The sequence below is a fragment of the Arthrobacter sp. E44 genome (genome assembly GCF_041877125.1).
Taxonomy (GTDB): Bacteria; Actinomycetota; Actinomycetes; order Actinomycetales; family Micrococcaceae; genus Arthrobacter.
In genome coordinates this window covers 225,110-243,358 of record NZ_JBHDJA010000003.1, presented here as the reverse complement: position 1 = coordinate 243,358, position 18,249 = coordinate 225,110, and the positions used below count along the sequence as shown (strand labels likewise).

The 18,249-nt window shown below is 65.0% G+C and carries 17 protein-coding genes; 9 read left to right on the top strand and 8 right to left on the bottom strand.

Features of this window, described 5'->3' with window-relative positions:
• Window positions 1-32: 32 nt before the first annotated feature.
• From ACETK3_RS04935 to ACETK3_RS04925, 3 genes are all read right to left on the bottom strand, one after another.
• Window positions 33-644, bottom strand: a complete 612-nt coding sequence (locus ACETK3_RS04935) for a copper resistance CopC family protein (RefSeq protein WP_236799295.1) — start codon at window positions 642-644, stop codon at window positions 33-35.
• Window positions 628-1,374 carry a YcnI family protein gene (locus ACETK3_RS04930; RefSeq protein ID WP_236799293.1) on the bottom strand — a complete coding sequence of 249 codons (747 nt, stop codon included), beginning with the start codon at window positions 1,372-1,374 and terminating at the stop codon, window positions 628-630. Before ACETK3_RS04930 ends, ACETK3_RS04935 begins: the two co-directional genes overlap by 17 nt.
• A 75-nt stretch (window positions 1,375-1,449) precedes the next feature.
• Window positions 1,450-2,034, bottom strand: coding sequence for a hypothetical protein (locus ACETK3_RS04925; protein ID WP_236799292.1), 585 nt, complete (start codon window positions 2,032-2,034; stop codon window positions 1,450-1,452).
• Window positions 2,035-2,254: 220 nt separating this feature from the next.
• Here ACETK3_RS04925 and ACETK3_RS04920 point away from each other — a divergent pair, with 220 nt between their 5' ends.
• A complete protein-coding gene (locus ACETK3_RS04920; protein ID WP_373992610.1) occupies window positions 2,255-4,465 on the top strand; it encodes a transglycosylase domain-containing protein in 2,211 nt (736 codons plus the stop codon).
• Window positions 4,466-4,518: 53 nt separating this feature from the next.
• Complete coding sequence (locus ACETK3_RS04915) at window positions 4,519-5,043, top strand: DUF2127 domain-containing protein (RefSeq protein WP_373992609.1); 525 nt, start codon at window positions 4,519-4,521, stop codon at window positions 5,041-5,043.
• A 44-nt stretch (window positions 5,044-5,087) separates the two neighbouring features.
• Here ACETK3_RS04915 and ACETK3_RS04910 read toward each other — a convergent pair whose 3' ends face one another.
• Window positions 5,088-5,456: a sec-independent translocase gene (locus ACETK3_RS04910; RefSeq protein WP_373992608.1), complete on the bottom strand. Its 369-nt coding sequence runs from the start codon at window positions 5,454-5,456 to the stop codon at window positions 5,088-5,090.
• An 84-nt stretch (window positions 5,457-5,540) separates the two neighbouring features.
• Entirely contained in the window at window positions 5,541-6,605 is a 1,065-nt protein-coding gene (locus ACETK3_RS04905; protein ID WP_373992607.1) for a sodium:calcium antiporter, read from the bottom strand.
• Between the two features lie 264 nt (window positions 6,606-6,869).
• Between ACETK3_RS04905 and ACETK3_RS04900 the strand changes: the two genes are divergently transcribed.
• The 3 genes from ACETK3_RS04900 to ACETK3_RS04890 all read left to right on the top strand — a co-directional run bounded on the left by ACETK3_RS04900 (window position 6,870) and on the right by ACETK3_RS04890 (window position 10,471).
• Window positions 6,870-7,544: a peptidoglycan-binding protein gene (locus ACETK3_RS04900; RefSeq protein WP_373992606.1), complete on the top strand. Its 675-nt coding sequence runs from the start codon at window positions 6,870-6,872 to the stop codon at window positions 7,542-7,544.
• 6 nt (window positions 7,545-7,550) lie between these two features.
• Entirely contained in the window at window positions 7,551-10,016 is a 2,466-nt protein-coding gene (locus tag ACETK3_RS04895) for a hypothetical protein (RefSeq protein ID WP_373992605.1), read from the top strand.
• Between the two features lie 242 nt (window positions 10,017-10,258).
• The gene (locus tag ACETK3_RS04890; RefSeq protein ID WP_236799281.1) at window positions 10,259-10,471 is read left to right on the top strand and encodes a hypothetical protein; all 213 of its coding nucleotides are present in this window, start codon (window positions 10,259-10,261) and stop codon (window positions 10,469-10,471) included.
• A gap of 303 nt (window positions 10,472-10,774) precedes the next feature.
• Here ACETK3_RS04890 and ACETK3_RS04885 read toward each other — a convergent pair whose 3' ends face one another.
• Entirely contained in the window at window positions 10,775-11,254 is a 480-nt protein-coding gene (locus ACETK3_RS04885; RefSeq protein WP_373462155.1) for an Lrp/AsnC family transcriptional regulator, read from the bottom strand.
• Window positions 11,255-11,396: 142 nt separating this feature from the next.
• Here ACETK3_RS04885 and pdhA point away from each other — a divergent pair, with 142 nt between their 5' ends.
• From pdhA to ACETK3_RS04870, 3 genes are read left to right on the top strand one after another with little or no spacing between them, the layout of a single operon-like run.
• A complete protein-coding gene (gene pdhA, locus ACETK3_RS04880) occupies window positions 11,397-12,626 on the top strand; it encodes a pyruvate dehydrogenase (acetyl-transferring) E1 component subunit alpha (RefSeq protein WP_236799279.1) in 1,230 nt (409 codons plus the stop codon).
• Window positions 12,623-13,744 (top strand): alpha-ketoacid dehydrogenase subunit beta, encoded by a 1,122-nt coding sequence (locus ACETK3_RS04875; protein ID WP_373992604.1) that lies wholly within the window; start codon window positions 12,623-12,625, stop codon window positions 13,742-13,744. The genes pdhA and ACETK3_RS04875 overlap by 4 nt, the downstream gene beginning before the upstream one ends.
• A 2-nt stretch (window positions 13,745-13,746) precedes the next feature.
• Window positions 13,747-15,279 (top strand): dihydrolipoamide acetyltransferase family protein, encoded by a 1,533-nt coding sequence (locus ACETK3_RS04870; RefSeq protein ID WP_373992603.1) that lies wholly within the window; start codon window positions 13,747-13,749, stop codon window positions 15,277-15,279.
• 93 nt (window positions 15,280-15,372) lie between these two features.
• Here ACETK3_RS04870 and ACETK3_RS04865 read toward each other — a convergent pair whose 3' ends face one another.
• Together ACETK3_RS04865 and ACETK3_RS04860 are read right to left on the bottom strand one after the other, a co-directional pair.
• On the bottom strand, window positions 15,373-16,131 hold the full coding sequence (locus tag ACETK3_RS04865; RefSeq protein WP_236799274.1) for an ABC transporter substrate-binding protein: 759 nt from the start codon (window positions 16,129-16,131) through the stop codon (window positions 15,373-15,375).
• Window positions 16,132-16,508: 377 nt separating this feature from the next.
• Entirely contained in the window at window positions 16,509-17,363 is an 855-nt protein-coding gene (locus ACETK3_RS04860) for a hypothetical protein (RefSeq protein WP_236799272.1), read from the bottom strand.
• 656 nt (window positions 17,364-18,019) lie between these two features.
• On the opposite strand from ACETK3_RS04860, the gene ACETK3_RS04855 reads away from it, so the two are divergent.
• Window positions 18,020-18,199, top strand: a complete 180-nt coding sequence (locus tag ACETK3_RS04855) for a hypothetical protein (protein ID WP_236799271.1) — start codon at window positions 18,020-18,022, stop codon at window positions 18,197-18,199.
• Window positions 18,200-18,249 lie beyond the last annotated feature (50 nt).

Genomic DNA, 18,249 nt, shown 5'->3' with positions numbered 1-18,249 from the left:
CCTTCCAGGCGTTGACCCAACTTTGGTACCGCTTACTGTTCCTGGTCGGAATTTTGGAGCCGGCGCCTGACGAAGATGCCGGTCACCACCAGCGCGAGGACCAGGACACCGGCAATGCCGCCCACCAGGGCCCACGGCACCTGGCCGACCGCTGTGCCTGCCTGGGCGGGCGCCGCCGTCGTGGGCGCGTCACTGCTTGCGCCGGAACTGCCCCCACTGCCTGCGCTACCGGCCGCGGCAGTGCCCGCCGTGCCCGCACTGTTCGCGGTGAAGCTGAAGGTTCCCTCGATGGGGTGCCCGTCCGAGGAAACCACCCGCCACACCACCGTGTACTTGCCGGCGGGCGCTCCTGCTTTGACCGCCTGGGTGACGTGGTTGTCCACGATCTCCACCGCCCCGTCTGCCTGGTCCGTGCCCGTGGAGTCCTCAACCCGCACGATCGAATTGATGGCGATGGGGGTGCGGTCAAAGGTCAGGCCGATTTTGGCCGGGACGCTCTGGATTGTGGCGCCGTTGGCGGGATCGCTGGATTCGAGGGCGTCGTGGGCCTGGGCCGCAGCCGAGGGTAGTACCAGGAACGCAGCTGTGGCGAGGGTGAGAAGGAGCCGCGCAGGCCAGCCCCGGCCCTTATTTTGCGCTTTCACGGACCGCCCCTTTCGTGCGCCGCCCGGCGAGGGCAACCGCCAGGGCGGTGGCACCGAGGACCAGCCCGGCAGCGCCCAGGACGATTCCCCAGACGGAAGCGGCATCGTTGGACGCGGGGGAGACCTGGGCCGCTGGTTCCGCAGCCGGCCCTCCGGCCGCGGCAGCCGCCGTCGTGCCGTCCTCGGCGGTGGTGGTGAAGGACGGGGCCGGATGTTTGGGCTCGGGCTGTCCCTCGGTCTGTTCCTGGTCCCAGTTCACTACGGAGCCGTCCGTGTAGGACTGCGCCGTCTTCAACGTCACCGTGGTCCCCGCTGCCGGGAGCCTTCCCACGGACAGGGAGAACGACTGGTACTGGTTCTGGCCCAACTGGTGCGCCTCATCCGCAGTCCACACCACGGAGCTCGGCGCCTTGGTCACCGTGGTGCCAGCCACTGTGACGGGCTTGGGCAGGTCGCTGGTGATGACCTGCGCGGTCCAGCCCTCTACGGGCTTGACCGACACGGAGGTGAAGGGGGTGTCTGCAGGCAGCTTCACCTCGAGCTTGCTGGTCTTCGCGGTGGGGGATTCGTTGGGCACATTGAACGTCAGGTGCGAGTAGCCGTTGGCGCCGGTATCGTCAGGGTCCACGCTGACGTGGGCGGATGCGGCGGTGGCGCCTGCGGCGATGATTCCCGCGGCTGCGGTCGCGGCGGTCAGGGTTTTCAGGGTATGGCGAAGTGTCGTTTTCATTGCATGCTTTCAGGGAAAGGGCGTGCTGGCAGGACCCGGCGCGGCAATCGCCCGGGTCAGGATGTCAGGTGCCGCTCAGGGAGCGGTGGGAACCAGCGGCGGCCCACGCCGGGCCGGCAGCCTGAGGTTTCGCCAGCGGGAAAGAACGACGACGGCGGGCCGCGCCGGCTGGAGCGGCCAGTCAGGGATGACCACCGGCGTGAGGATCCGGATGGTGGGGCGCAGCCACGCGGCGAGTGCCCAGACGGCTGCCTCGCCCCGTGCCAGCACCACAGCCGTGGCCAGTGTTGCCGCGGCGTGCAGGACCAGCATCAGTGTGTTCGGAACGGCGTAGTCCGGGGTGAATGCCGTTGCGGGCAATACGGATCCGGGGCCGTGGAGGTGGCCGACAGCAATGTGCTGGAAGCCTGCGGGCATGGACAGGGCGTTGAAGGCCTCATGAAGGATCAACTGGCTGGCCACCAGGAGCCCGGCCATGGCGGGCGCGGCCACTTTGGACCTGGCCAGGATCATGACCGGCGCCAGCACCAGCGCCACAAGCCCCAAGAAGATTACGGGGTGGGGCAGCGCACCGCCCGCCATGACGTGTGCGCTGGCAGCCAAGGCGACCATCGCCGTCGTAACAGCCATGGCGCGGGGGAAGCGCAACGGGGCACTCATGCCATACGCCACCCTTCCAGCTCGATCTTGCCGGTATCCACTCTAGGCAAGGGCCCGAGGTGCCCGTTAATCGGGCCGCCTCTTCACCGAAACGGCCCCGCTGGCCGTGACGCAAACTGTGCTCCCGGTGCACCGTTCAGGAGCGCCCCAGACTTGAAGAGTAGGGTGAGGGCCGGTTGCGACCACTGCAGGAATACGATGCCGAGAACCGGAGACACGCATGCCCAAGGGAGTTTCTTTCCAATCCACGTCAGACTCGCCCGGGCGCCGGAACCCGTTGCGCGTCGCCGGGATCACGCTGGGCTGGTTCGCGGGCTTCCTTGCAGTCAGTGCCCTTTGCGGGGCCCTTGTTGCCGGCCTGATGATGCCGGCGGCAGCCGTGACGGAGACGGCGTTAGCGGGCGGATCTGCTGCCCTGACCACCAACCTCCCCAACGACGTTTTCTCCGCGCCCCCGGCACAGATGACGCGTGTGCTTGCAGCGGACGGGTCCCAGATCGCCACCCTTTTCAACGAGAACCGGACGCGGATTTCCCTGGACCAGATGTCGCCCAACATCAAGAACGCGATCGTGGCGATCGAGGACTACCGGTTCTATCAGCACGGCGGCATTGATCCCGAAGGCATCTTCCGGGCCCTGGCCGTGGACGCCGCCGGCGGGCACCAGGGCGCATCGACCCTGACCCAGCAGTACGTCACCAACATGCTCAACGAAAACCTGATCGCCCAGGGCAAGGACGCCCAGGTGGTGCTCAACGGGCAGAAGGGCGTGAACCAGAAGATCCAGGAGATGAAGCTCGCCATCGGCCTCGAGGAGACGTACTCGAAGGACCAGATCCTGGCCGGGTACCTGAACGTGGTGGGTTTCAATAGCAACGCATACGGCATCCAGGCCGCCAGCCAGTACTTCTTCTCCATTGACGCCAAGGACCTCACCCTGCCCCAGGCGGCACTGCTCGCCGGCCTGGTCAATGGTCCTTCACTCTACGACCCCACCGTTCACCCGGAGGCCGCCAAGTCGCGGCGCGACCTAGTGCTGGACGCGATGCTGGAACACGGCTACATCAAGCAGCAGCAACGCGACGACGCCGTGAACACTCCCATCCAGCTCAAGCTCAACCCGCCCAAACAGGGCTGCGCGTATGCTCCCCAGGCGCAGTACTTCTGCGACTACGTCATCCACCAGATTGAGAATGACCCGGCGTACGGCGCCACGGTGGACGACCGCGACCAGAAGATCATGGCCGGCGGCCTGACCATCAAGACCACCCTGGACCCCCGACTGCAGGGACCGGCCCAGGCACAGGTGGACGCCACTGCCGGCGCCAACCCGGACAAGTGGGGCGCCTCGCTGGTAACCATTGAACCCGGCACCGGAAAAGTCCTGTCCATGGCGCAGAATTCACGGAAGCTGCCCGGACAAGGCGCCGGGTTCGTCTCTGACTACAACTTCAACGTGGACGGCAGCAACGCGGCCGGGAACAGCCTGGGTGGTGTGGGCGGCATGCAGCCCGGCTCCACCATGAAGCCGGTGACCCTGGCGGCCTGGCTGGGCGAGGGTAAATCGACAAACCAGATCGTCGACGCCTCCAAGCGGCGCTACGGCATCTACTACCCCTGGAAGACAACCTGCCACCCCGTGCAGGGCTGGTTCGACAGCACGGTGCCGCAGTCTTCGGACCTGCAGAACGATGAGCCCAACTGGTACCGGCCCATGACGGTCCGCGAGGGCATCTACCAGTCGATCAACACAGCCACGTTTGCCTCGCTGGCCGGGCTCAATGACTTCTGCGACGTCCAGCGCGCCGCAGATGCCATCGGCCTGCACCTGGGCAGCGGAAAAGACGAAAAGATCGATCTCTCAACCCTGGGGAACATCCTGGGCAGCCAAAATGTGGCACCCCTGACCATGGCGAACGCCTTCGCGACCTTTGCGGCCAACGGCACCTACTGCACTCCCATCTCCATCACGGAAGTGGACGACGCCCAAGGCAAGAAGATCGGTGGACAAACATCCTCCTGCCAGGCCGGGGCGCTGAAACCGGATGTTGCGAAGGCCGTCACCAACGTTCTCCAGGACGTCCTCACCAAAGGTTCCGGTTTGCTGATTCCGCAGAAACTCGGGGTGCCGGATGCTGCCAAGACCGGCACGAATGAATGGAACAACCAGACCTGGGTGGTGGGCTACACGAAAGGTCTGGCGACGGCATCCTTCTTCGGCGATCCGTTCAATGGCGGCCCGGGCCGGCTGGGCCGCAACATTACTGTCAACGGCAAGTTCTATCCCGCGGTGGACGGAGCATTTATCGCCGGGCCGCAATGGGCGCAGTACATGCAGGGCGTAGTGGGCCTCTACGATCACGGAAACTTCGACTCGCCGCCGCAGGACCTCATCAGCGACCCTGCGGGACAACGGACCAAAAGCAACTGATCCGGGACGTTTGAGCCGCTGGGGATCGCCGCAGGGTTCGGAAGGGAAAACCAATGGAAAAGGGGCAGTCGGGAACAACCGTGCTCGACAGGACCTTCCGCATCTCCCTGCTCCTCAAAGGGTTGGACGGAGTCCTGGAACTGATCGGCGGCATTCTCCTTTTGCTGGTCACGCCGGCGCAGATCGGCGAGGTGGCCCGGTTCCTCACCCAGCATGAACTTGCCCAGGATCCCCGGGACTTCGTGGCCAACAGCGTGCTGCACATGACCGCCAACCTTTCGGGGTCGGCGTCGTTGTTTGGCGCTGCCTACCTCCTTCTGCACGGCGTGGTGAAAATCGTCCTGGTGTGGGCCGTCCTGAAGGAAAAGCTGTGGGCCTACCCCTGGATGATCGCCTTCCTGCTGGTCTTCATCGCCTACCAGCTGTACCGGATCTCCGTGTCTTTCTCGTGGGGCATGGTGCTCCTCACGGCATTCGACATCTTCATCGTGTGGATTACCTGGCGTGAGTACCGGCTCCGGCGGGCGCAGGGCCGGGCGCCTGATGATGATGCGGCAAGGTCCCGGTCCCCGCGCTAAAGCGTGCCCTTTCATCTAGGGCACGCCTGCCTGGAACGGGGCTCCTAGGTTGCCTCGGAATCAAAAGGGGCTGCCTGCCCGGGAACCACCTTTTGCCGCCGCGGCGAAGCCCCCGTTTCTGCGCGCTCGTTCCCGTCCTGGCTCCGGGGGAGGTCAGCAGGTTCATCCAGGAGTGCCTCGCGGATGATCCGGCGGGGATCGTACTGGCGCGGATCCAGCCGATTCCAGTCAATGTCATCGAACTCAGGCCCGAGTTCCTGGCGGAGCTGTTTCTGGGCCCCGGAAGCCATGCGGCGCAGCTCCCGGATAAGCCGGCCAAACTTGGCGGCGTATTCGGGTAATTTGTCCGGGCCAAGCACCAGGGCCCCGATGATGAGGAGGACGAAAAGCTTTTCGGCGTCGATACCGAACATCCCATCATTTTACTGCCGTCCCGGCCGCAGGAGTGTGGGAAGAACTCGCTTTGGAGTCCCCACTGGACCGGTGGATTCCTGCGGTCAGGCCATCGTGGCCACGGCGAATAGTCCGGCCACTCCAACCAGGTAAAGGATCAGGACCACCAGCGAGTCGGCTCCCATGCCCAGGCGCTTCTTTTTCGGCCGGAAGAGGAGGCCCAGCAGGTAGGCCAGGGTCAGCAGGATGGCCAGGGCGGTGAGGTAGATGTCCGTGGCCTGGGCCTGCGGCAGCACGGGCTTGCCGGTGATGAGGACTGCCACGAGGAACAGCACGGGCAGGAAAGCGTTGCCGCCAAAAATGTCGCTGAAAGCCAGTTTGTAGTCGCCCTGTTTCACCGATGCCAGCCCGGTGGAAATTTCGGGCAGGGAAGTGGCCAGGGCCAGGAAAGTCGCACCGAAGAGGACGCCCGTAAGCCCGATGTGCCCGGCGATCGCATCCCCGCTGCGCTCCAGCGTCACGCCTGCCCCCAGGGTTGCCAACGCAGCGACTGCGAAGATCAGGGCAGACTTGCCCGTGCTGATGTGCCGGTTCTTGTCGTTGGCCTTCTTCTTGGAATGGCCTTGAGGCTGGTCCTGCCCACCGGGGGCGTCACCTTGCTGGTGCCAGGGAAGGCCCTTCTGGGAACGCTGGACGAGGATTAGCCCGACAATCCAAATCACGGCGATCAGCACCGCGGCCGGTGTCAGGCGAAGGGCCACGAGTGAGTTCGGCATCTGACTGCCGGCAATCACCACGCCCAGGACTGCGATGACGGTGACGGCTTCAATGACCAGGGTCAGGGACGCTGCCTTGTAGCTGAGTGGATCGGTGCCCCTGGTTCCAACCACATCGAGGATGACCAGCACGACGGTCTGGATGGCGATACCGCCCAGGATGTTTCCAACGGCCACCCCGATGTTGTTGGAAGCGGCCGCACTGACAGTGATGGCGATTTCCGGCAGATTCGTGGCAACGGCAAGCAGGATCAGGCCGCCCAGCGCCGAGCCCAGATGCAGCCGGTCATCGAGAACATCCGTCTGTTTGGAGAGGTGGATTCCCGCCACCCAGATCACCGCCGCGGCACCGGCGAAAATCAGTAACAGAACTGCCAGGGGCAGCGATTCCATGCCTCTCCCTTCCCGGGCGGCGCCCTACCGTCCAGGAAATCAGATACCCAGCGAAGGGGCCGGGAACTGAATCTGCGGCTGGGAATAGGCTGGGAATCGCCGCTTCCCGCACGACGAGGCCACATCGCCGCAGGTCAGCAGCCTCCTGTTTAGCCCTAGCAAGCCCGGGTTTCTAGGCAAAACTACTAATCATGCTTACTATTGTGGGGCGCGAGCTGTCCGCTGGGGGCAGAGCACCCGCGCTGCACCGGAGGTTTTTCAAGCATGGACAACGAAATGCGTCCCCTCACCGATGAAGAACTGATGTCGGAGCAGGCCACCGCCCTGCCGGACAAGGAAGTGGCGTCCGTCCTGGACCTGAATGCGGACCTGGACCTGGGCATCAACGCAGCGGCACCCATCGACCTGGCCGTCGCCGCCAACGCCAACGTGGCAGCACCCATCGACGCCGCCGCCTCGGCCAACATCCTCTCCTACGGCTCGGACGCGCAGGCCCTCTCGAGCCAGGACGCCACCATTGACCAGGGCATCACCGCCGACGCCAATGCCGACTCCACCCAGGACAGCGTGATCGGCCAGGGTGACGGCACCACTGATACGGGCACCACCGACGCCGGCACCACGGACGGTACTGCTGGCACTGTCACGGATCCCACCAGCACCGGCGGCCTCACGGACACCGTCGGCGGCGCCCTGAACGGCAACCTGCTGAACGTCGACGTGAACCTGGACGCCGACGCCGCCATCGCCGCTCCCATCAACGGTGCCGTGGCCGCCAACGCCAACGTTGCCGCCCCCATCGACGCCGCAGTGGCCGCCAACATCGGCTCCATCGACAGCCAGGCCTACGCCATCTCGGACCAGAGCGCCACCATCTCGCAGCACATCGACGGCGAGGCCAACGCCACCGCGGGCCAGCAGTCCGACCTGCAGCAGTAAGCAAACATGACCCAAATCCACGGCGGGCCGCCTCCTGAGGCGGGCCCGCCGTCGTCACGCGTTTCTGTTGCCCCGGATCCGTCGGGCCAAATTCCGTCAGGCCAGAGTACGACGGCGGCTGCCCACCTTCCTGCCCGGGCCGACGGCGTCCAGCTCCTGGGCACCGCAGAGGGGTCCGGCTACCGTGAACCGCCCGCCCTGGTGCGGCGCGCCGACGGCCAGACCCTCCAGCTGACCCGGCTCCTGTACCTGGTCCTGGAGGCCGCCGACGGCACGAACGACCTTGACGGCATCGCCCGGCACGTCAGCGAAGCTTCGGGCCGGCTGGTCAGCGCGGACAATGTCCGGACGCTGATGGACAAGCAGCTGCTGCCGCTGGGCCTGCTGCGGCTGGCCGACGGCAGCCAGCCCGAGGTCAAAAAGTCCAACCCGCTGCTGGGCCTGCGCTTCCGCTACATCGTGTCTGACCCCGAGCGCACCCGCAGGATCACGGCACCGTTCGCAGTGCTGTTCAACCCGCTGATCGTGGTGGCCGTGACGGCGGCGTTCCTTGCAGCTTGCTGGTGGGTGCTCATGGTCAAGGGCCTCGGATCGGCCACCCATGAGGCCTTTGAGCAGCCCGCCCTCCTGCTGCTGATCCTCGCCGTCACCATCCTGTCGGCCGGCTTCCACGAATTCGGCCACGCCGCCGCCACCCGCAAGGGCGGAGCCACACCCGGGGCCATGGGCGCCGGGCTTTACCTGCTCTGGCCGGCGTTCTTCACGGACGTCACCGATTCCTACCGCTTGGGCCGTGGCGGCAGGATCCGCACCGACCTGGGCGGCCTGTACTTCAACGCCATCGTGGCCGTCGCCATCATGGGACTTTGGTGGGCCACCGGCTTCGATGCGCTCCTGCTGGTGGTGGTCACGCAGATCCTGCAGATGGTCCGCCAGCTCATCCCCCTGGTCAAGTACGACGGCTACCACATCCTGGCAGACGCCACCGGCGTGCCCGACCTGTTCCAGCGCATCAAGACCACCCTCCTGGGAATCCTTCCCTGGCGCTGGGGAAACCCGGAAAGCAAGGTACTCAAGCCCTGGGCGCGCGCGGTGGTCACCGTCTGGGTCCTGGTGACCGTACCGGTGCTGCTGTTCAGCATGGTGATGATGGTGCTGTCCCTGCCGCGGCTGTTGGCCACCGGGTGGGCCAGCGCGGGCAAGCAGCAGGAAGCGCTGGTGGCATCACTCGCCACCGGGGATCCCGTGGGCGCGGCCGTGCGGGCCCTCGCCATTGTCGTGGTGGCGGTCCCGGTGCTGGGTGTGCTGTACATCGTGGTGCGGCTGCTGCGGCAGCTGGTCACGGGGCTGTGGCAGAAGACCCGCGGCAAAGCCGTGCAGCGGACGGCCGCCATGGCCGCCGTGGCCGCCTTGTTGGCAGGGCTCGCGTGGGCATGGTGGCCCGACGGCGGGACGTACCGTCCGGTGCAGGCATACGAACGCGGGACGTTGGGTGATGCAACGCGGGCCGTCCTGCCCAAGCCCGCGCGTGAGCGCGTGGCGTTGCGGGAGGGTGCTTCCGGTCAGACTGTTGCGCTGTGGCCGGCGGGTGCTGTGAAGCCGACGCGGGACAAGCCCCAGTTGAGCATGGTGCTGGTGCCGGTGGCGGAGCCGGGCGCCGCCTCTCCTGGCGGTGATGCTCCCGCTGCTGCCGCTTCGGCTGCCGCCCCGTCCTGGGTGTTCCCGTTCGACAGGCCGGCCGCCCCGGCCGCCGACGGAAACCAGGCGCTCGCCGTCAACACCACCGACGGCTCGGTGAAATACAGCGTGGCCTTCGCCCTGGTGTGGGCAGATGACGGGGAGCCGGTCACCACCACCAATGAGGCTTACGCCTTTGCCAACTGCTCGGGCTGCGCGGCCGTGGCGGTGGGGTTCCAAGTGGTCCTGATCGTGGGGCAGACGAATGTGATTGTCCCGGAGAACCTCTCCGCCGCGGCCAACTACAACTGCCTGGACTGCCTGACGTATGCCCTGGCCAGCCAGCTGGTCTTGACGCTTGACAAGCCCCTGGACGGAGAGAGCAGACAGCAGCTTGAGGTCTTGTGGGCGCAGATCGCTGAGTACGGAAGGAACATCCAGAACGTCCCGCTCTCCGAGATCCAGGCCACGCTGAATGGGTACAAGGAGCAGATTACGGCCATCGTCAAGGGAGCTTCGGTTTCCGGGGGAACTTCTGTGGCGACGTCCCCTGCTGCGGTCAGCCCCAGCAGTGGTCCGACCCCTGCCCCTACCTCAACCCTTGCCCAGGATGGTCCGTCCGCCACCGCCGATGCACCTGCCCCGGCAGCGACTCAGGTGGCCACCGCACCGGCGGGCCAATACATGGAAAGCGGGCAGCCGACGTCGTCCGTTGACTACGCAACGCCGGCACCAACTGTGGATTACTGGGGAGGAGAGACGGCGGCGCCGGCGCCTACGTCCAGCGCAGGGTAGGGGAGGGGGCACCCCGACCATGCCCCACCGACGATCCCGCCATTGGGATGGGTAGGCCGCCGGGGCGAATGGGGTGCAGCCAACCCTTATGCGAGGTTCGCCGCGCGAGTATGTTGACTGCTGCCGGAGCGTCCTGCCCGGCAGCAGTTCATTTTTGGGGCATGGGCTGGGAACCCCAGACGCGCCGCCCGTGTGTCCGGCGGTTGCCCTTTTAGTCGCCCTTGCTATCCAAGGAGACAACCATGAACAGGAAGAATCTTCCGGTTCTTGCTGCCGTGTTCCCGGCTATCTTCCTCTCCGCAGTTCCGGCTTCGGCCACCACTGCCTCCGATGACGACGTCCTCAACACCTATGTCGACTGCCCGCTGGAGCGCATCGGCTCCCAGCTGGTCCGCTGTGACAACCTCACGGGCTTGGGGCTGGATGCACCTGACTGGATCCCGGAGCAGCGATAGCAGTAGTCGGCGCACTGCCAGATCCGGCCAGCTTCTTCATTCCGCCGCGCATCCCACTTATCGACACGCAGATTCCCGAGCGCGCACAATATTTGCTGCGCGAAATGAAACATGCGCGTCGAAATCTCATCGGCGGCTCGACAACCGAAAGGGGTATACCCGAAGCCAGCGCGGGGCGGGGTGGTCAGGGCTGGCGGCGGTGGCCGGATCAGGCGGGTGAGGCTTGATGAAGTTGCGTGAATCCATGCTGGTTGGGTCTGGGTGGTCCACCGGAAATCAGCCTGGCTGCGGGGAAGCAGCCACCTACCGCGTATCCACGTCCTCAAACACCAGGAACGTCTGCGTGTCGAGCACGCCGGGCATGGTCTGCAGCTGGTCGAAGATGACCCGTCGCAGATCGATGTTGTCCACGGCGCGGACCAGCAGGATCACATCGAAGTCGCCGCCCACCAGTGCGATGTGGTGCACCTCGGGGATGGCGCCCAGCTGGTCACGGAGTTCGCGCCAGGAGTCCTGCTTCAGCTTCAGCGTCACATAGGCGGAGGACTTGAGCCCGGCCTTGATCGGGTCCACCAGCGCGGTGAAGCGGGTCAGCACGCCGTCGGAAGTCAACCGGGAGATCCGGGAGTAGGCGTGGGCCCGGGAAATGTGGACGTTCTCCGCGACCTGCGTCACCGACATCCGGCCGTCGCGGGTCAGTTCGGCAATGATCCGCCGGTCGATGTCATCGAGCGCAACCTCGGCTGCAGCATCCTTGCCCGGCATTTTGTCCACGGCCCCCATCGGTAATCCACGTCACAGTTACAAATCGTCTCCCATAGTAGGCAGTTTGGAGCAGCTTCTCCACGATCTGCGCAGGTGCTGGATACGAAACCTGCTGCAGGACCATACTGGGAGCGAATAGTGGCTACCGAAGGACGGACCAATGACGATCTCCGCAGACCACACCGTGCCGGACACCGCCAGCCCGCAGGAAGCGCCGGAAAACGCGCTGAACGAGGCTGTAAAGAAGTTCGGCATCACGGTGGAGGACTACATGCTCCCCGCCCGGCACCAGATCCAGATGGTGGACCCGGACGGCCGGCTCAAGCCCGAAGGCGAGCAGGGCACCCAGCCCGGCCACGAATACCCCGTGCCCGGCGACAAGGAACTGCTCGAAGCGTACGAACGCCTCGTCGTCGGGCGCCGCGTCAACGACCAGAACTCGGCCCTGGTCCGGCAGGGCCGCATGGCCGTCTACCCCTCCAGCCATGGGCAGGAAGCCTGCCAGGTGGCCGCCGCCCTGTGCCTCTCCGACGGTGACTGGATGTTCCCCACCTACCGTGACGCCGTTGCCGTGATGACCCGCGGTGTGGACCCCGTGCAGGTGATGACCATCTTCCGCGGCGACTGGCACGGCGGGTACGACCCCCTCAAGTACAAGGTGGGCATCCAGTGCACGCCGCTGACCACCCAGCTGCTGCACGCCGTCGGGGTGGCCCACGCGGCTAAGCTCCGCGGCGAGGACACGGTGGTACTGGCCATGTGCGGCGACGGTGCCACCAGCGAAGGCGACTTCCACGAAGCCCTGAACTTCGCCGCCGTCTTCCACCTGCCCGTCATCTTCTTCGTGCAGAACAACAAGTACGCCATCTCAGTGCCGCTGGCGCACCAGTCCGTGGCGCCCTCGCTCGCGCACAAGGCTGTGGGCTATGGCATGGCTGGCGAACGCGTGGACGGGAACGACGTCGTCGCCCTTCTCGCCGTCTTGGACCGAGCCGTGAAGCTCGCCCGCGAAGGCTCCGGACCGCTGCTGGTGGAGGCCAACACCTACCGCATGCAGGCCCACACGAACGCCGACGACGACACCCGCTACCGGGAAAACAGCGAAGTTGCGGAGTGGCGGGCCAAGGACCCCGTCAACCGGATGCGCACCTACCTGACGGACCGGGGGCTGCTGGATGACGACGGCGAGGCCCGGATCCGCGAGCACGCCGAGGCGGTTGCCGCACAGCTGCGCGAAGGCCTCAGCGAGGACGTTCCCGTGGACCCGCAGGAACTCTTCCGCCACGTCTTTGACCGGCAGACCCCGCAGCTGAAGGAACAGTCCGCCATGCTTGCCGACGAGCTGGCCAGGGATGCAGCAGCAACTGATTCGAAGGAGGCCGGCAAGTGAGCCCCACCATCACCACCTCGTCCGAGGCCAACGGCAACGTTTCCGCCGCCACCGCCCGGGCCGCCGCTTCCGCTGCTGCGTCCGCCGAAGCCGCCGGCCCGCAGCCGGTCACCATGGCCAAGGCACTGAACACCGCCCTGGCCGACGCCATGCAGGCAGACTCCTCCGTGCTGGTCTTCGGCGAGGACGTAGGGCTCCTGGGCGGCGTATTCCGCATCACCGACGGGCTCACCGCCACGTTCGGCGAGCAGCGATGCTTCGACACCCCGCTGGCCGAGTCCGGCATCGTGGGCATGGCCGTGGGCATGGCGATCAACGGCATGCGGCCGGTCATCGAAATGCAGTTCGACGCGTTCGCCTACCCGGCGTTCGAACAGATCGTCAGCCACGTGGCCAAGATGCACAACCGTACGCGCGGAATGGTGAAACTGCCCATGGTCATCCGCATCCCGTACGGCGGCGGCATCGGGGGAGTGGAGCACCACTGTGACTCCTCCGAGTCCTACTACGCCCACACCGCCGGCCTGAAGGTCTACACCCCGGCGACGGTGGCGGACGGCTACCGCATGCTCCGCGAAGCCATCGACACCGACGATCCGGTGGTCTTCATGGAGCCCAAGAAGATGTACTGGACCAAGGACTCGGTGGACTTGGGCGAGCTGCGCCGCCTCCACGACTCCCGCGGGGAAGGTACGACGGCGGGACTTGGCTCTGAGGGGCGTGCCGCCGTCGCGCGTCCCGGCACGGACGCGACGCTGATTGCCTACGGTCCGTCCGTACCCACCGCTTTGGCCGCTGCCGAGGCCGCTGCGCTGGAGGGGCGCTCGCTGGAGGTCATCGACGTGCGGACCATCGTGCCGTTCGACGACGAGACGGTGTGCGAGTCTGTCCGGAAGACCGGCCGGGCCGTGGTGATCGCCGAGGCGCACGGCTTCGCATCCGTGTCCTCCGAGATCGTGGCCCGGGTGCAGGAGCGCTGCTTCCATTACCTGGCCGCGCCCATCCGCCGCGTGGCCGGATTCGACATCCCGTACCCGGCGCCCAAACTCGAAAAGTACTACCTGCCCGGCGTGGACCGCATCCTCGACGCCGTTGACGACCTTCAGTGGGAGAACTGACCATGAGCGAACCACGCGTGTTTTTGTTGCCCGACCTGGGCGAGGGCCTCACTGAAGCCGAGCTCGTGTCCTGGCACGTGGCCGTGGGCGACGAGATTGCCGTTGACCAGCCCATCGCCGAGGTGGAGACCGCCAAGTCCGCAGTGGAGGTGCCGTCCCCCTACGCCGGGATCGTCACCGAACTCCACGGGCAGCCGGGGGAGACGCTGGACGTGGGGAAGCCGCTCATCTCTGTTATGCCGCTCTCCGTCGGTGTTGGGAACGACGCGGATGATGCCGCCCCCGCCCCTTCGCCGGACGACCATGCTGCAAGCAGCATGTCGTCCGGCTCAGGAAGGCCCGATGCCACTCCCGGGGCGGCATCATCCGCGTCGGCTGCGTCGGAGGCGGCAGCCGAGACCTACCGGGAAGAGGAGAAGGCCGGGTCCGGGAATGTGCTGATCGGATACGGCACTCCAGGCGGTCATGGTGCTGCCCGGCGGACCCGTGCGCGGAAGTCTTCTGTGGCGGTGGCTGAACGGACCGAGGCCCCTGCCGCGGAGTTGTCCAAGGAGGACGAGCTCACCCTCCTGCGGACCCGGGTGCCGGGCAAGCTTGGCGCCGTCATCTCGCCGCTGGTCCGCCGGATGGCGCGCGAGCACGGCGTGGACTTGGGAGAGCTTTCGGGTTCCGGCGAGAGCGGGCTGATCATGCGCCGCGACGTGGAGGCTGCGATGCGGACCGCAGCGCCTGTGGCTGAACCTGAGGCCAAGCCTGTGGAAGCGCCGGAGCGTCCGTCTGCTCAGCCGGCCGAATCCTCGGCGAGCTCGGCCACCGACTCCCGCACCGGACTTCCCATTTCTGCACGCACGCCGGTCCGCGGTGTCCGGAAGGCTGTGGCCACCAACATGGTCCGCAGCCGCTCGGAGATCCCGGAGGCGACCGTTTGGGTGGACGTTGACGCCACCGCGCTGATGGAACTGCGGGAGGGGCTGAAGGCCAACGGCACCGAGGTTCCCGGCCTGCTGGCGTTCATCGCCCGGTTCGTCACCGCGGGGCTGAAGAAGTACCCGGAACTGAACACGCGGATCGAGACGGCTGAGGACGGGTCGCAGGAGATCGTGTCCTTCGACGGCATCAACCTGGGCTTCGCGGCGCAGACCGACCGCGGCCTGGTGGTGCCCTCCGTGCGCGGCGCCGAGAAGCTCAGCGCCCGCGAACTCGACGCAGAGATCCGCCGGCTCACCCAGGTGGCCCGAGACGGCAAGGCGACGCCGGCCGAGCTGGGCAGCGGCACGTTCACCCTGAACAACTATGGGGTGTTCGGCGTTGACGGTTCCGCGGCCATCATTAACCACCCCGAGGTGGGCATCCTGGGCGTGGGCCGGATCATCGACAAGCCGTGGGTGGTCAACGGCGAGCTGGCCGTCCGCAAAGTCACCGAACTCACGCTGACGTTCGACCACCGGGTCTGCGACGGCGGCACGGCCGGCGGCTTCCTCCGCTTCGTGGCAGACGCGATCGAAAACCCCACCTCGCTGCTGGCGGACATCTGAGCCGCGCCGCTGGCCCCGCTCGACGCGTATAAATATGGGTAAGAAGTACGACGGTGGCGCGTGCCGCCGTCGTACTTCTTCAGGCGGTCGCCGTTACTTGGCCCTGACGTTGTAGTAGAGGATGACGCCGTTCCAGCCGGTCTCGGCTGCCAGGACGCTGTTGCTCCACACCAGAGGCTGGTTGTTGTACCAAAGCGGCAACGCGGGCAGTTCCCTGAAAAGCACTTCCTGCGCCTGGTTGAACTTTGCATTGGCCTGTGCCGGGTCAATTGACCGCAGGCCTTCTTCGAGCAACCCATCGAACTCGGGGTAGGAGAAGTTTTCAAGATTCGCAGATGCCCCTGTACTCCATTCAAGGCCCAAGAAGTTGTACAACGAGGGATAGTCGCCTTGCCAGGCGGTGCTGGTCAGGCCGGGGAGGGACTGCGACACGCGCAGGTTCAGAAGATCCGCGAATCTGGGAAGCGCCTGGACCGCAGTCTTGATGCCCAGATTGTTTTCCATGCCTTTAGCGACGGCATCGACCCACTCCTTGTTGCCGCCGTCAGTGTTCGTTGTGAAAATGAGGGGCTTGCCGGCGTCGTACGGCTTTAGGGCTTCTGCCTGCTCCCACAGTTTCTTGGCCTTGTCCGCGTCGAACTTCAAGACATCATTACCGGGAATCGAATCCGAGTAGCCGTCCAGTACCGGCGAAGTGAATTCTGTGGCGGGCGTGCGTGTGCCGTTGAAGATCACCCGGGTGATCTCTTCCCGGTTGATGGCGTGGGATAACGCCCGGCGGCGCAGCTTCCCCGCTTCGCCCTGGAAGTTTGCGTTATAGGGCGGAATTACCAGGGCTGCGTTGACGGCCACCGGCCTGGCAGCATTCCGGGTTTGAAAGTCACTTTTATAGGTCTTGAGTGGCGTTGGCGGGCCCGGAAGAGCTTAAGGATCGATTAAGCCTCCTGGGGGATTCTTGAGACATCAAAGCACCGGAACCCGGAGCTCTTTCGCAGGACCGATCACACCACCGGTCATTCGACAAATTCCTCGCCGAACCGGCGAAAGCCTGAACGGAAAACGGTCAGGAAACCCAGCCGTCCCCCGCGGGGTGGCATCGCATGAAAGGAGCAGTACAGTGTTCACGCTCAAAGGACACCATCGCATCACCGGTATCGTCAGGCTGGCTAGTTCATCATCTTGATTTATTAGCAGAACTTTAGCCTCGACCTCGGAGTGCCTGGATGAACTCACGTCAACGGCCAGGGCGGGGCAGGCACCTGGTACTTGCTGATCGCGGCCTTCGCCTGCTCATACCGGGATCCGCTGGACATGAGCATGTCCTGCTCCATGAAGCTGAACCCAAACAGCCCGTTTACCTTCAGTTCCGCCATTTTGACGTCGTTGAAGAAACCGGCCATGTCGGCATCATAGACAGCCAGGGAGTTATTGTCGGGTTTGTAGTGTGCCAGCAGTGAAAAGCCGTTGCCGTAGCCGTGGAGTGCTTTCACCATCCACGTGGACTGCTCCACGTTCCCGCTGTTGCCCATTGCCTGGAACGACTGGAAGTCCGATCCATCCATGACGTCCTTGAAGAACGGAAGCATTGACCTTCCACCGCCCCTTGCCGGGTCATCGAAGTTGGCAGCCCAGCCGCCCCAGGTCAGCGCAACCTTTGAATTGGGGGCGTATTTATGGAAGGTGTCTTTGGCCTCGCGGTAGGCATCCTTCAAGGCTCTGTAGTAGTTCTGGCCCGTGTCCCAGTAATTCCCGTCCTCGTGGCACGGGTAGGTCTGAAATTCGGTGAACATGGAAACGTACAGCGGCGGGCCGTCTGCTGGGCCGCCCGTGTTCTTTGCCAACCGCACCATGTCGGCCTGGAATTCCCGTGACAAGGGGTAGCTGGCGCCGCAGACCTTCCCGTACTTTGTCTGCACCATGCCGGCGTCCGGCCACCCTTTCGGTCCCCAAGTATCGGTTGTGTATCCATCCCAGATGACCAGATGCATGGCTTTCCCTGCGGCGTAGATCTGCGGTGTCACGGAGGTGCGGAATTTGTCGAAGAACGCCATGTCGGTCCGGTAGTTGTACCAACTGGTAATCATGTTGACTGGCACTTCCTTGACGATTGGCTTGTCCAGGGCGCCATAGGCCTGTGATCCCACACCGAAAAGAAAACCCCCGTGGATCTGCTTCGACTGTTTACCGGGAGGTCCCGAAGTTGTGGAGGGAGCCGCTCTATCCGGGGGTGGCGACGGTATGCATCCTGCCAGGAGAAGGCATGCTGCGAGCACAACAGCGAGCAGCCGCCGCGGCACTGGCGTCCGTCGGCCAGGCAGGTCACGCGCGGACGGTCTGTTGCGGAGGCACCTCCACTGCCGCTTTCGGTCCATGCGATCCATCCTCCCGGTCGCCCAGGCAGGAACTTTAAGGGACAGCCTGGGCCGCCCCCGCGTCAAGCTTTAGGGGCACGCAGATAACGACAATCAGTGCCGGGCAGAGTCGACTGTCCGACACTGTCGATATTGCCCCTTGCTCAGGTCCTGCCGCCACAGCAAAGGTCCTGAAAATGTTGATTACGGGAGATTAGGGGGTTTTGCTCCGGTTGGCGGTTTTAACCTTCCAATGGGGCCCATGCCGTAACCTTGTGAGGATAATTCCTGTTGCTTGGGCGGACACCTGGGAGGGCCTGCCCGGCGTTCCTTCCGGAAACACGCCCCGCAGGAACATGCCTCCCCGGTCTCACAAAAGGGTCAGAACTTTGCCAACTTCAGCTTTGCAGGCTCCCAAGCTCGGTCCGCTCGAAAACCTGGGCTGGACTGCCCTGTCCATCACTGCCGCTGCAGTTCTGCTTCCGGCAATCGGGGTCAGGGCGCTGTCCCGTGCAGTCTTTCCCAAACCTGCCGCAAATGCTGACGAGCGCCATTACCTGATCCAATAGCAGCAAAGGTTTTTCCAAGGATTTGGCTTTATAGCGCTTTTGGGGGTCCT